Source organism: Marivirga lumbricoides, assembly GCF_014636295.1.
Lineage (GTDB): Bacteria > Bacteroidota > Bacteroidia > Cytophagales > Cyclobacteriaceae > Marivirga > Marivirga lumbricoides.
This window is the reverse complement of the sequence record NZ_BMEC01000002.1, coordinates 112,224-126,132: the sequence shown is the minus strand read 5'-3', so window position 1 is coordinate 126,132 and position 13,909 is coordinate 112,224. Positions and strand designations below refer to the sequence as shown.

At 36.4% G+C, this 13,909-nt stretch carries 13 protein-coding genes; 4 read left to right on the top strand and 9 right to left on the bottom strand.

All coding sequences use genetic code 11. The annotated features are described in order from the left end of the window. Positions 1–178: 178 nt before the first annotated feature. From IEV85_RS03215 to IEV85_RS03205, 3 genes are read right to left on the bottom strand one after another with little or no spacing between them, the layout of a single operon-like run. Complete coding sequence (locus IEV85_RS03215) at positions 179–871, bottom strand: transthyretin-like family protein (RefSeq protein WP_229712485.1); 693 nt, start codon at positions 869–871, stop codon at positions 179–181. 23 nt (positions 872–894) lie between these two features. Further along, positions 895–2,976 (bottom strand): ComEA family DNA-binding protein, encoded by a 2,082-nt coding sequence (locus IEV85_RS03210; RefSeq protein ID WP_188460360.1) that lies wholly within the window; start codon positions 2,974–2,976, stop codon positions 895–897. After that, on the bottom strand, positions 2,973–3,791 hold the full coding sequence (locus tag IEV85_RS03205; RefSeq protein ID WP_188460359.1) for a PorV/PorQ family protein: 819 nt from the start codon (positions 3,789–3,791) through the stop codon (positions 2,973–2,975). The genes IEV85_RS03210 and IEV85_RS03205 overlap by 4 nt, the downstream gene beginning before the upstream one ends. Before the next feature lie 77 nt (positions 3,792–3,868). Here IEV85_RS03205 and IEV85_RS03200 point away from each other — a divergent pair, with 77 nt between their 5' ends. Continuing rightward, a complete protein-coding gene (locus IEV85_RS03200; protein ID WP_188460358.1) occupies positions 3,869–4,510 on the top strand; it encodes a toxin-antitoxin system YwqK family antitoxin in 642 nt (213 codons plus the stop codon). Here IEV85_RS03200 and IEV85_RS03195 read toward each other — a convergent pair. After that, positions 4,507–5,991, bottom strand: a complete 1,485-nt coding sequence (locus IEV85_RS03195) for a BamA/TamA family outer membrane protein (protein ID WP_188460357.1) — start codon at positions 5,989–5,991, stop codon at positions 4,507–4,509. The genes IEV85_RS03200 and IEV85_RS03195 overlap by 4 nt on opposite strands. Positions 5,992–6,108: 117 nt before the next feature. On the opposite strand from IEV85_RS03195, the gene yidD reads away from it, so the two are divergent. Next, positions 6,109–6,327: a membrane protein insertion efficiency factor YidD gene (yidD, locus tag IEV85_RS03190; protein ID WP_229712510.1), complete on the top strand. Its 219-nt coding sequence runs from the start codon at positions 6,109–6,111 to the stop codon at positions 6,325–6,327. Positions 6,328–6,347: 20 nt separating this feature from the next. On the opposite strand, the gene IEV85_RS03185 is transcribed toward yidD, so the two are convergent. From IEV85_RS03185 to IEV85_RS03165, 5 genes are all read right to left on the bottom strand, one after another. Beyond that, positions 6,348–7,427 carry a prolipoprotein diacylglyceryl transferase gene (locus IEV85_RS03185; protein WP_188460355.1) on the bottom strand — a complete coding sequence of 360 codons (1,080 nt, stop codon included), beginning with the start codon at positions 7,425–7,427 and terminating at the stop codon, positions 6,348–6,350. Positions 7,428–7,477: 50 nt separating this feature from the next. Further along, positions 7,478–9,325, bottom strand: coding sequence for an NAD(+) synthase (gene nadE, locus IEV85_RS03180; RefSeq protein ID WP_188460354.1), 1,848 nt, complete (start codon positions 9,323–9,325; stop codon positions 7,478–7,480). A 195-nt stretch (positions 9,326–9,520) separates the two neighbouring features. Further along, complete coding sequence (gene rnc, locus IEV85_RS03175; RefSeq protein WP_188460353.1) at positions 9,521–10,252, bottom strand: ribonuclease III; 732 nt, start codon at positions 10,250–10,252, stop codon at positions 9,521–9,523. 9 nt (positions 10,253–10,261) lie between these two features. Beyond that, entirely contained in the window at positions 10,262–11,515 is a 1,254-nt protein-coding gene (fabF, locus tag IEV85_RS03170) for a beta-ketoacyl-ACP synthase II (protein ID WP_188460352.1), read from the bottom strand. Positions 11,516–11,538: 23 nt separating this feature from the next. Further along, positions 11,539–11,775 (bottom strand): acyl carrier protein, encoded by a 237-nt coding sequence (locus IEV85_RS03165; RefSeq protein WP_013453317.1) that lies wholly within the window; start codon positions 11,773–11,775, stop codon positions 11,539–11,541. 153 nt (positions 11,776–11,928) lie between these two features. Here IEV85_RS03165 and IEV85_RS03160 point away from each other — a divergent pair, with 153 nt between their 5' ends. Further along, positions 11,929–12,354 (top strand): IPExxxVDY family protein, encoded by a 426-nt coding sequence (locus IEV85_RS03160; RefSeq protein ID WP_188460351.1) that lies wholly within the window; start codon positions 11,929–11,931, stop codon positions 12,352–12,354. Between the two features lie 79 nt (positions 12,355–12,433). Beyond that, the gene (gene pyk, locus IEV85_RS03155; protein ID WP_188460350.1) at positions 12,434–13,870 is read left to right on the top strand and encodes a pyruvate kinase; all 1,437 of its coding nucleotides are present in this window, start codon (positions 12,434–12,436) and stop codon (positions 13,868–13,870) included. Positions 13,871–13,909 lie beyond the last annotated feature (39 nt).

Below are 13,909 nucleotides of genomic sequence, written 5' to 3'. Positions count from 1 at the left end.
AAGGTGACTTTTATATTGACAGATGTCCCGTGGAAACTATACTGGAATTGAATACAAGAGATAGAATTTATAATAATTATTCATCTGATAAAGAAGAATTACTTAAAACGCTTTCAACTCAAGTGAAAAAGTATCTGCTATCAATAAAAACATTTATAAATTAAGAATCTTGAGGCCGCTACATTTCTTTCTTAAAATAGATTCTTACAGAAGGCTTATTTCTATCATCATCTTTCTTTTCATACCAAATTCTGTCATCATCTATATAAAATGAAATAAATGTTTCCGCTGTCTCTTTATTGTTAAAGAAGTTAATAGCGGTCAGGTTTTCGTCTAACTGCCAGTAACCTGTATTTTGATTGTTATCTTTACCTCCGTTGTAAAACTTTCCATTCTTGGACAGTAGAATCCATCTTTCCGGAAAAGCATACTCCTTTGTGTTGTTATATCCGTTGATAGTTACTTTATCCACAATCCATTTTCCTATAAGATCCTTCTCAGTTCTAATGGATATTTCCGGCAGGTTTTCAATTCTGTTCAGCAGGATTTTAAAATGACCATGTTTGTCAGTCAATTCCAGTTGATTATCAGAAGCTTTGATTTTCCACTGCTTTACACCTTGTACGGGGCTACCATTTAATAAGAGTAGCTCATTTTTTTCTGAGTAAAGCATCCAGCTTTTATTGGAAAGGCTGTCAAGCACTCCGCGAGTATAAGTGCCGTCTTCCGAGAAGATGATAAATTTGTTGTACTTATTAACAAATTGTGCAGTGTTTTCATGTCCGTTTTCAGTAATTTTGACAATCTGCCATTTTCCCACCACCATTTCAGGTGGTGTTTCGTATTTACAACCTGAAAGTAGTACAGCCATTAATGTGAAAGTCAGTAGCTTTTTCAAAATTGATACATCATTTGTAGTTTAACTTCTGATTTTGTATTGCCCTCTATTTGTTCGTTTCCTTTTCCTATTTTTTCCAAATCCAGGTATTTGAACCGAGCCCAACGTGCCCACATCTGTAGCTTTTTAGACAATTTGTACTTCAACAAGGCGTAAGTTCTGGCCCCCGTATTTTGATAGGCAGGAATAGAAAAAGCATATAAAACATCTTTTTCGTAAACGTACTGCCTGTTTTCAAAATCATCAGTTTCAAAAATAGCATAGCGGGTACTTAATCTTAATTTCCCAAAATCAAAGTTTAGGTCTTGAATTAACGCTACTCCATTGCTATATCTCTCATTAAAGAGAAACTCACTAAACTGAATTCTGGATTTTATAGATACAATACTTTTTGGTCTAACATCTAAATTTAAGATATAATTTCTTTTTTGCCCAGTTGATAAACCATAAATCACCGGGTCATTAGCCTTTTCACTGTTTCTTTCCTTATTTTCTACCCGTACCTGACCGTACAGTGAAATGTTTCGGTTGATATTGTAGGCAATTCTGCTCAGGAATTCATTGCCTGTTGATGGGGCATCTACTCTGAAGCGAAGCCATGGAAATTTAAATCTGTCGTAATAAGCTGACACTATAAACTTCCTGTTGGGCTGGAATTTTAAGCCCCAGAAAACACCTTTTTCATTAATATTCCTGGTGCTTTCACCAAAAGCAGTACCGTAAAAGGAGTGAAAGTCTCTATCATAATTTCTGAGTATAAAGCTCATTTGTAAATCGGGAGAGATGGAAGCAATAAAGCCACCAATAGCTCCAATTCCTTTCGACTGGCTTATAGCAGCTTCTCCAAACCAATGAAAGTTGCGCCAATAATAATTAGCAAATAAGCCAACATTTCTATTGAGCTTTCCTGCAAATTCAAACTGATTGTACTTCCTGGGATTTCTGATAAACTCTTTTTCATACATTGTTTGAACATAGTTTAAGCCAATATTGAGGTTTTCAGCTTTGGTGTGAAACAATAGGTTGCCACCAAAATCCTGTGATTGTATAGCATTTTTTCCAGCCAGTTCAGAGGCAGTTCTATGAAATCCTGCCAGCCTGATGGAGGTAAAGAATTTTTCCGTGCTTCGTGCTGAATCAAACTCTACACTAGCATTTATAGCGTTATAGCTATAGAAGGCAGTTAAATCCAGTTGTTGGGTAAGTGCTATTGTTGCAGCTGAGCCTCTGAAAAAGTTGGTTTCAAGCACAGAAGTATAAGGGAGTATGCCGAGATTACTTCTTCTGGCAGTGGCTACAGTTTCACTTCCTTTTCCAATAGCAAATCCGGCACCAAATAGGAGAGACTGACCAAACTGTAGCTGGTAATCTCCTAAAATAATATTTTTAACCCTTCCCAGATTCTGTAGTTGAAAGTGATATGAGAGAAAGTCCGGACCGTACTGTTGCTTCTCCGGATTCCATGCGAATTGCTCGCCTGCATCTTTTTCTGCCGTAAATCCCAGGCTGAAATCATTGGTATGCCTTACTCTGAATCTGGCGTAAATCCTGTTAGGATCTCCAATATATTGTCTTTCTCGCTCCTCAGAAGATTTGTAACCTCTTTTTTTCTCCAATATACGGTCAGCTCTGAGAATGAGATAGTTATTGTCTTCATTTGATATTCTTTTTAAAAGAGGTCTGTTGTCTGATTGCAACCCTTCATCTCGCACCATTACAAAAGGCAGCATTTTGTAAATTGTATTCAAATCCATTTCCGGAACTGCCTGAAGTTCATAAATGCTTAAAAACCTGCCATTCTGATTTCTATAATTTAGGAATTCATTTATTTGTAGGTTGCTCAGTATCAATAAGGACTGCAGGTCCTGCCTGTTAGCCCGGTTAAGATTTACCGGTGACTGATAGAGCTGAAATAAAGCCTCATAGATATCCTCGTAATTGATATCATCGTCCTGAACTGAAAAGTTATTTTCTATAAAATCCTGAAGATCAAAGTCGGTATTTCTTTTCTGCGCGCAAAGTATAGCTCCCTTAATCAGCAATGTTAAAAATAGTATCGGTTTTATTGAGCGTTTCATTTCTTTCTTAAGAGGTATTGCATGGAAATAGCATGTGAAAAACCCAGTTCAGGATGGTTGCTGAGCGCGTAATCCCATTGGAGGGAAAGATACTTAAAGCCCAGGCCATAAAACGTCTGGAAGGAACTGCTCTGAATTCCACTTCTGAGAAAGAATTTTTCAAGAAAAATATACTCTGCACCTGCCTTTAGGATAGTTTGTTTTTCAATATCTTTTTCAGCTTCCAGATTAAGCATAAAATACTTCTTAGGCCTATAGGAAATGCCTAATTTTAGAATTGAAGGAACTGTTTGCTCATCTTCCTCACTTAAAGTACTTTGGCTTATATTGAGTGCCTGCGCACCCACCACCAGTTGTGGAGTAAGATATGTTATTCCTCCAAAATCTATTGAGTAGGTGCTTTTTGTGCCGAAATCCTGTACCTGATACTGTAAATAGTTTATTCTGCCGCCTAATTGGATAATGCCGATTTCATTGGCATAGCCTAAAGATATTTTATGTTCATTGTACAAATGATCTCCAAAGCGAAAAGCACCTATAAACGCATGGCCGAAAGGTATGGGGCCGGAAACACCAGCAGCAAGAAAATTAAATCCTTCCATTCCATAACGATTTTCGTAAGCTACTCCTGCCGATAGAGATTCCAGGTTGGAGATGCCAGCCGTATTATGGAATCCGCTCCAAAATCCTGCAAGAGTGGCAGAGGCATCTCCCATCGCAATTATTCTACCTCCAATAGGAGCATAAATGGATTGGGCTTTAGAATAGACGCTGATTAACTGTGAAAGAATGATATGAAGTAGAATTCTTCTCATCCTTTTGTATTTTTGAGGAGAAAAAAATGACAACAGAGCATTAGATTGTTAGGTTCTGGTAAAACTGATCTCAAAGTATGAAAAATCTCTATAAAAGTAAGTATTTTTTAATAGTTATTTGGCTTCATACTTTTCAATTATCTCATGCGCAGACTGATTCTTCCTTCTATGAAACAGGTAATTTAAGATCTGTCGGAAAAGTGCAAAATAGTATGAAATCAGGCACATGGAGGTTTTATTATCCTCAGGGTGCTTTAAGTGCTATCGAAAATTATCAGGAAGCGAAACTTTCAGGTAAGGCAGAGTATTTTTATCCTTCCGGTAATCTTTCAGCCATTGAACAATGGAAAAATGACCAGCTTACTGACAGTGCATTTTACTTTTATGAAAATGGTCAGCTGGAAAAGAAAGGGATTTATGAAAGGAGCCAGTATGAAGGGAAGTGGCTATTCTGGAATGAAAATGGAAGTTTGAGGCAAATTGGACATTATAAAAATGGACTGCCTGATGGCTTGTGGAGCTTTTATGAGGAAAACGGAAACCTGGAACAGCGCGGGATTTTTAAGGAAGGAAAGATGGATGGATTCTGGGAGTATTTTGATTCGGAAGGAAGAAAATTGTATGAAGGATATTATGAAAATGACAAAAGGGTAGGCGATTGGTACTATTTTACCAAAAGAGGGAAGAAAAAACCAGTAGACCCTGCCGATTTGGATTAAATACCTGCTTTTACATTAATAAAGAATCCTGCTTCATTTAAAGCATTGATGGAATATTCAAACCTGACTACAGCATCATAAAAAGTTACCAGGTCAAAACCTGCTCCATAGCTGTAAATGTACCTGTTGCTAAATAATGATTCATTGGTTACACTAAGGTTATTTTGTACATATCCCTGATCAAAGAATACCTTAAAATAACCTGCAATAGGAATTTTACGAAATTGCTTCAGTGGCATTAGCTTACCCAGGTTAGTTTCAAAAGAGAATATTCTTTTTTTCAATTCACTCTTATGCATGATATAATGCTGTCCCTGAATCACATACAGTTCATAACCCTTCAGAAGTTCATTGGCAAAACCCAGGCCTCTTAAAGTAGTGTAGGGTTGCTGCTTAGGAAAACTGGTATAGCCTGTTACTGAGCTGGCTACATTGAAGTTATATTTAAGAGGTTTATACTGATTCAATTTTAATTTAATGCTTCCCTGATTGATATCGTTAAAAATTCCCAGGCCATTTTTCTCAACAGCAACATCAATTAAAAAGCCCTTTAGTGGGTAATTATTTCTGTCACGAAAATCTCTTCTAAAATTATAGCGAAGGTTTAAAGAGATTTGCTCCGGCTCACCATTATTCAGGTAAATAGGATTAAGGGAACTAATAGTATCTGCCACGGTAATCTGGTCATAGAAAAGAGCAATTGCATGTGTATTGTAAAATGATTCCCTATAGGTAAAGTCCAGAGATGCATAAAAGTTAGTGGATATAATATTTCTTCCGGAATTATCTCCAAAAAGACTGTCAGCATCAATGAACAGCCTCTTATCCCCTACGTTTGTAATATCTATCTGGTCAAACTCACTATAGGAAAAGTTAAGACCCATCCCTAGCTTTTGTTTTTTATTAAGGTAAGGAATTCTGTAACCGAGCGAAAAGCGCCTTTTAAAGCCAAATTGAGCCATAACCCTAAGCTTTTCGTTTAAGCCTCTTACATTGTATTGGTCAAATCTGAAACCATATTCAAACCTATCTGTGGCAGCATTCTGATTGAATAACCAGTCACTGAAATTTCTATCCGCCAGGTTAAAAATAATGCTTGGCCATATATACCAGCGTTCTTCCATAAAGAAAATCACTTCCACCTGGTTTTCAATAGCAGGATCGAAGGAAATTTCACCTATTACAGAAGTAAAGAGGCCGGTATTAAAAATTTTGTTTTCATCCAGCTTCACCAGTTTCTTCAATTCTCCAACAGTGTATCCTTTACCAACTTCAATGTCTATCTCTCTGGTAATAATTCTTTTCTTGGTTTTTTTATTGCCAACAATTCGGATATCTTTTACATTAACAATCCTTTTATCAATGCTATCCGTATCAATATTGCTTACTTTTATTCTTTCGTTTTTATTCTGAACCGAAATTTGTGAAAAAGCATTGAAATAAAAGCTGCAGAAAATTATGGGGAAAAGCAAAGCCCTCATAAACCAGAGTTGTTTATTTAGTTGCTTTTTTAAATTAGTATAGTATATATATTTGCTAATAGTGATTTGGTTAAAATTAAATATAAATAATTGGCATTTTCAACAAAACAAGAAACAATAAAATTCCTAAGAAAAGTAGTGTCATTGCCTATTATCTTTTATCAATATGGAATTTCTCCCTTTTTTCCTGCTTCATGTAGATATACTCCAACTTGCTCTGAATATGCTAAACAGGCAATTATGAAACATGGAATAATTAAAGGTACTAAATTAGCAGCCAAACGGATTGCGAAATGTCATCCGTGGGGAGGTTCAGGCCATGATCCTGTGCCTTGATTAAAATCCCTCTACCAAACTTATATTCTCTTTTCTGCTCTAAAGGATTTTATAATAAAGAAAACACCTGCCAATACAAGAGGGATACTTAACCATTGTCCCATGTTTAGCGCCAGGTTATCTTCAAAAGCTACCTGGTTCTCTTTTAGAAATTCGTAGAAGAATCTCAATCCAAAGCTTCCAATAAGAAAGATGCCAAATAGTCTGCCATCCGCAAGTCCGCTTCTGTTTCTGTTCCATAAATAAAAGAGCAACAAGAACAAAAAGAAGTGAGAAATGCCCTCATATAATTGAGCCGGATGCCGGGGAACACCATCTCCATAAATAGTAGCGATTACCTGGCCTTGTTTTTCATTATAATTAATTGTTGGGTTTGTACCAAAAACAGCATACTCAGTGATGTTGTTATTTTGAAGCTGCTCCAGAAGTTTGGTTTCGGTAAAGTTTTTAACTGCTGCTAAATCATTTCCTGCACTATAAGTAATAGTTAATTCCACAGGGTACTTCAAACGGCTTTCAATCCCTTCTAATGAAGCATTATTTTTTGGTTTACTGATAGACACATCCTCTATAGCAGCATTTAGATAATTTATCCGTGTTTCCACGTCCCTGCCAAACACTACACCATAGTTACTTTCTGTAGGGAGGCCTATTATTTCAGAATTAATAAAGTTACCCGTACGTATTAAAGTGGCTGTTATAGCTACAACAATTACTATCCTGTCCAAAATCCACAAGTAGCTGATGTCTTTGTACTTTCTGGAAAAGAGGTAAAGGGCAATTAAAATTCCTGCTGCACCACCATGGCTTGCAAGTCCGCCCTCCCATACTTTAAAAATATCAATAGGATTGCTTAGGTATCGTGCGGGCTCATAAAATAATACATGGCCTAAACGCGCACCAATTACTGTGGCTATCACCATGTAAAAAGTAAGCACTTCCACCTGCTTTTCAGTTTTTCCTTCTTTTTTAAAGATATAAAACATTATTTGCTGGGAAATAATAAATCCTAATGCAAATAATAAGCCGTACCACCTTAATTCGGTAAATCCTAAATCCACAATATAAGGCTTGGGTGACCAGACGATGTAACTCAACATAATTTAATAATTTATGACAAAATTAGCCTAAAAACTAAGAATTCAATGCTTTAATCCCATTTTTCCAGTATAGATAATTCTTCTTTAAAGCCAGAAGACAGAATAGGGAAACGACACCATGTTTTAGGATCAACATTAAAGGTATCGAGGTGAAATGACGGAGCTAGCCTTTCCCTCTTCCATTGGTTCCTCGTCCATAGTTGAAAGAATTTTATAATGGATTTTTTTAACAAATGTTTGTCGGCTATTGCAGCATTCTTCAATGACTCATATACTTCAACAGGGGAGAGTTTGTCTCTTATAGCCAGCTTTTCAATTTCAAGTAATAACTCGTAAGGCATTAAATCCTGCTCGTCCGTTTGCTTTTTATCTTTTGGCCTCAATTCTGCACTCGGGCTGAGTTTATTTACATAGCTTAGGTTTTTATAATTAAGTGCGCTTTCAGCCCACTTCAGCCAATTTATAATGAAAAATTTATCTATTGCTGCTATAGGCGCTATACTTCCACTTGTATCTCCGTCCATAGTGGTATACCCCACATCTCCTTCACTTCTGTTAGAAGTAGTAATTAATAAAGCGTTGTTAATATTGGCCAGCATCCAGATGATAGGAGACCTGGCCCTAGCCTGAATATTTTGGAGAGCTACATCATCTTTCTCCCATGTAAGCGGTCTGTTAAGGTTTTGCTCAATTTTTTTGCTATAAGTTTCTACTTCATCGTCAATATTCCAATGGTAGAAAACAGCACCAATCTCCTGTGCCAATTTTCTTGCTGCTTCATAAGTGCTATGCCCGGAATTTGAGGTGCTCTGATAAGCAGTAGTTAAGAGCTTCTGTGCAATTGTGGTTTCAGGCCTTTTATTTTGAGTGATTTCCTGCATCCATTCAGTTTTATGAATTTTCTCCAGGAATCTCTTCAGGCCTAATTCTTTCAGTCCTATTTTAATCATTTCTGAAACCAGAATAGCACAAGTGGAAGAATCGGCTCCTCCGCTTAAGGAAAGTACAAATCCGTTGCTTTTGCTTTTACGCAGGTAGTCGAACAAAGCCAGGGCCACAGCATATTGAAATTCCTCATTAACGTTGCTGACATATAGTTCTGCTTCTTTGTTACTTTCAGAATTATCCCAAAAGCATATTTGATAATCTTTAAAAGAAAGTAGTTGATTTTTCACAATAAGCCTTCCTTCTTTTGCGATCATTATCTCGCCATCAAAAATCATTCTACCCGCCTCGTTTCCTAATAAGTTGGCATAAACATAAGTGCATTCAAACTGTTTTGAACTATTTACTACCAGCTCCTGCCTTGCTAATGACTTATTGAGAGCAAAGTGGCTTGCGCTTGGGTTCAGGATCAGGTTTACTCCTCTTTTCTGCAACCGATTAGCAGGTCGGTCTGTTCTCCAGGCATCTTCACAAATTTCAAAGCCAATTTTGTATTCTTCATACTCAATCACATGATCCCCGATAGGATAACTTTTGTCTTTGTAAGTAAAAGTTTCCTGAAGATCTACAGGCCATGCTGTAAACCATCTTACCTCATAGTGTACGCCATCATTAGCCAAATTCTGTTTAGGAACTAAATATTTAAGCTCTCCATTCTCAATAAATGCTGCACAATTATAAAGTTTATCATTGTGTACCAGGGGCAAGCCAACTACACAGGCTATGCCTTTAGTATGAGGAAGAATTTTTTCTGTTAAAACATCAAAACACTTTTTCCACAACCAGTTGCTATAAAACATGTCTTCACATCCATAGGCACAGATGCTTAGCTCCGGGAAGCAGATAAGATCTAGCTGTTTTTCTTTAGCTTCAGATAATGCTGAAATAATGTTTCTGGAATTGCCTTCCCAGTCGAAAGGAGTTTGATTTAAAGTAGCACCTGCTATTTTCATTATTATCTATCTTTATTTCCGGTTTTATTGTTTTAACTCTGCTGCAAATTAAAGTAATAGTTGAATGGAAATTACTATAAATCACCTAAAGAATAAGTGCATTAATTTAAATTAGAAGCAAAATAGTTAGTTGATTTTTTGTGCGAAAACAATGAATAATGTTTCACCACAAAAGACTTGATAAACGTAATAAGGCTAAGTAAGTTTGAAGAATTGGCATGCCTTAAAAGCAGCGTTTTGCTCAGCTTTTTTCTTGTTGAGACCTGAGCCTTGTGCTACTTTTTTACCATTTACAGTTATTACAGCCTGAAATTCCTTTTTTCTTCTGTCTTCAATAATATTTTCAATATTAAAAAAGATTTCCTTGTTCTCTTTCTGAGACCACTCAATGAGGATGCTTTTATAATTAGTATTGTTTTCTATAATCTCATCGAGGTCATAGTGGGGGAGGATGAGCCTTTTGATGATGAAATTGTGACAGAATTTATAGCCTTTATCCAGGTAAACAGCTCCAATAAAAGCCTCCATCATATCTCCATAAACAGATTTATAGCTATACTTATTTTGGAAAAAATCGACATCTAACAGGGTGTTGATGCCTACTTTTTTGGCCAGCTGAGTGAGTGACTCTCTATTGACCAACCGGGAGCGTATTTCAGTGAGAAAACCTTCGTCTTTAAAAGGATATTTTTTGAATAAATAATCAGCTACTACAGCACCTAAAATGGCATCTCCCAAATACTCAAGTCGCTCGTTCGATTGCTTGAAGCCATTGTGATGCTTTTTGGCGATACTGCTGTGTTGCGTAACCAGCCGGTACAGTGCTAAGTTAAAAGGCTTATACCCCACAATATTTTTTATTGCGGCTATAAGCCTTTTATCTTTTTCTGTTTGTTTCTTAAAAGTAAAAAAAAGATGCTTAATCAATGTGAGTGATTAATCATTAACTTTTTTCATCACGATGGAAGTATTATGACCACCAAACCCGAAAGTATTACTTAAAACAGTATTAACTTCTCTTTTTTGGGCCTTATTGAATGTGAAATTCAATTTAGGATCAAATTGCTCATCATCAGTGAAATGATTAATGGTTGGAGGAATAATTTGTTTTTCCAACGCTAAAATACAAGCTAAAGCTTCTATAGCTCCGGCAGCACCTAATAGGTGGCCAGTCATAGATTTGGTAGAGCTAATGTTAAGGTTATAAGCATGCTCACCAAATACTTTTTTGATAGCAGTAGACTCGCTTAAATCTCCTAATGGAGTTGAGGTACCATGTACGTTGATGTAATCAATGGCTGTAGGCTCTAAACCTGCATCTTCCAAAGCATTTTTCATCACATTAGTTGCTCCTAATCCTTCAGGGTGAGGGGCAGTCATGTGGTGAGCATCAGCAGACATTCCACCACCTACTATCTCAGCATAAATTTTAGCACCTCTGGCTTTGGCGTGCTCATACTCTTCAAGAATAAGCGCTCCTGCGCCTTCTCCCAATACAAAGCCATCTCTGTCTTTGTCAAAAGGTCGGGAAGCAGTGCTGTAATCATCATTTCTTTCAGAAAGGGCTTTCATTGCGTTAAAACCGCCTATGCCGGATTCTGTTACAGAAGCTTCGGATCCACCGGAAATGAATATATCGGCTTTACCTAATCTTATATAATTAAATGCATCAATTAAAGCATTGGTAGCCGAAGCACATGCTGAAACTGTTACAAAATTTGGACCTCTGAAGCCATATTTAATAGAGATTAAACCGGCACAGATGTCTGTAATCATTTTTGGAATAAAGAATGGATTGAATCGTGGGTTTCTGTCGTTGGTAACAAAGTTATCCACTTCCTCCTGGAAAGTTTTTAGCCCGCCAATACCAGAGCCCCAGATTACACCTGCTCTGTCGAGATTTATTTTTTCTAAATCTAGTTTTGAGTCTTTTATTGCCTGCTCAGCAACGATCATTCCGAATTGAGTGAAAGGATCCATTTTACGGGCTTCCTTTCTATCGAAATAATCTTCAGCGTTGAAGTTTTTTACTTCACAGGCGAACTGTGTTTTGAAATTTGACGCATCGAATCTTGTAATGGGACCGGCTCCGCTTTTACCCGCAGATAAGTTTTCCCAGTATTCTTCAACTGTGTTTCCTATAGGTGTGAGCGCACCCAGTCCCGTTACAACTACCCTTTTTAAATTCATAAATGAATTTTGGTGATATGAAATTATTTTACGTTTTCTTCTAAGTAAGAGATGGCCTGACCAACCGTCCCGATATTTTCAGCTTGATCATCAGGAATGGAAATATTGAATTCTTTTTCAAATTCCATGATTAACTCAACTGTGTCAAGTGAATCTGCTCCTAAATCGTTGGTGAAACTTGCCTCAGCTGTTACCTCTGATTCTTCTACACCTAGCTTATCAATGATAATTGCCTTTACTTTCTGTGCTATTTCAGACATTATTTTAGAATTTTAGTTATAAATACTCCGCAAAGAAATGTATTTCCCTCATTAATGTCAAACTATTTTTTCATTCTTAAAGTATTTTAAATAATTTGATGATAAAATCAAGGCTGAATATGAATCCTCAAATTTTTAATTATATTCTACTCCATGCAGAAGAAAATTTTAAAGACTGACATCCATTTCGATTTCACTTTACTAGGCATCTCATCAGGTCTGCCCGATTTCCAGTTGGCCTGGAATATTAATCAGCAGTTGAACATTCATTTAAAAAAGGTGGATGACCATCGGATTGAGTTTCAAAATAATCAATTCTTGCAAACCTCTATGCTTCAATATTCCACGGAACATGTTACTATCAAGTTAATCAAAAATAAGGTGGAGGTAAGTGAAAGTTTTGCTTTTGTAATTCCTGAAGCAAAAAATATTGATTATTTTCTTTTGATACAGGATGATACAGGAGATTTGGAAATACTTAATGTAAAAAATACACTAAGTAAAATAAAAAATGTAATTTTGGTTCAGGAAATGGATATTCAAAGGTTAAAATCTATCGATAATTTAATTCTTAACTGAATGATTTTCAGATTAATTAACACTAGAATTTTACCAAAAGAGCGAACTGAAAAATACATAAATAAAAGAGTGAATTTTTATGAAAAATCAATCAATTCAATTTAATAAGTCTAAAATTGTTGCTACTGTAGGGCCGGCATCTAATACTAAAGAGATGCTTAAGAAGCTTGTACTGGCAGGTGCTGATGTTTTTAGACTTAACTTTTCTCATGGTGATCATAAAATGCACCAGCAAACATTTGATTACATTAAAGAAATAAATGAAGAGTGGGGAACTAATGTAAGTGTGCTACAGGATTTACAAGGCCCTAAAATAAGATTGGGTGAGATAAAAGGCGGAGAAGTTGAAATAAAAGCTGGAGAAGAGTACATTATTACTACCAAAGAAATGGTAGGAGATAATAAAAAGGGTAGCACCACTTATCAGGGTTTGCCTAATGATGTTAAAATCAATGATAAAATTCTGATTGATGACGGTAAAATTGAATTGATTGTTAAGGGAGTAGAGGGAGACGAAGTAATTACTATGGTGGTGTATGGCGGACCGCTAAAGTCTAAAAAGGGAATTAACCTTCCTTCCACCAAAGTATCAGCACCCAGCCTTACAGATAAAGACCTGGAAGATTTAAAATTTGGATTAAAAAATGAGGTGGAGTGGATAGCACTCTCTTTTGTAAGAACTGCGGCTGATGTACTGGATCTTAAAAATAGGATTCGTTATGCAGGTAAGAGCTGTAAAGTTGTTGCCAAAATTGAAAAACCTGAAGCCTTAGTAGAAATAGATCAGATTATTGATGCTACAGATGCTTTAATGGTAGCCAGAGGAGACCTGGGAGTTGAAATCCCGATGGAAGATGTGCCTCTTGCCCAAAAAATGATGGTGCAAAAATGTAATAAAGCATGTAAGCCGGTTATCATAGCTACCCAGATGATGGAAAGTATGATTGAAAACCCTAGACCTACCAGAGCGGAAACTAATGATGTAGCTAATGCGATATTAGATGGAGCTGATGCGGTAATGCTTTCTGCTGAATCTGCAGCAGGTAAATATCCGGTAGAGTCAGTGCAAAGCATGTCTCAAACAATTTCAAGCATTGAAAAACATCATAGCATTTACTTTAAATATGGACATGTTTCTACTAAGTCAGAAACTTTTATGAGCGATAACTTAGTGCAAACCGCTTGTAAGTTAGCTGAAGAAACCAATGCCAAAGCGATTGTAGGTATGACAAAATCAGGATATACAGCCTACAGATTAGCAAGCCACAGGCCAAAGGCAGGTATCTTTATCTTCACCGGCAATAATAAATTACTGGAAACTTTGAATCTGGTTTGGGGAGTAAGCGGATTTTCCTATGACAAATACGAAACTACTGATAAAACATTTGCTGACATAGAAGCCATTCTTAAAAAGAATAATCATGTGCAAAAAGGTGATACTATCATATTAACAGCCAGTATGCCTATTAAAGAAAAGCACAGGACAAATATGTTAAAAGTGAAGGTGGTAGATTAAACTGAAAACAAAATAAGACAACCCAAAAAAGGAAGAGCT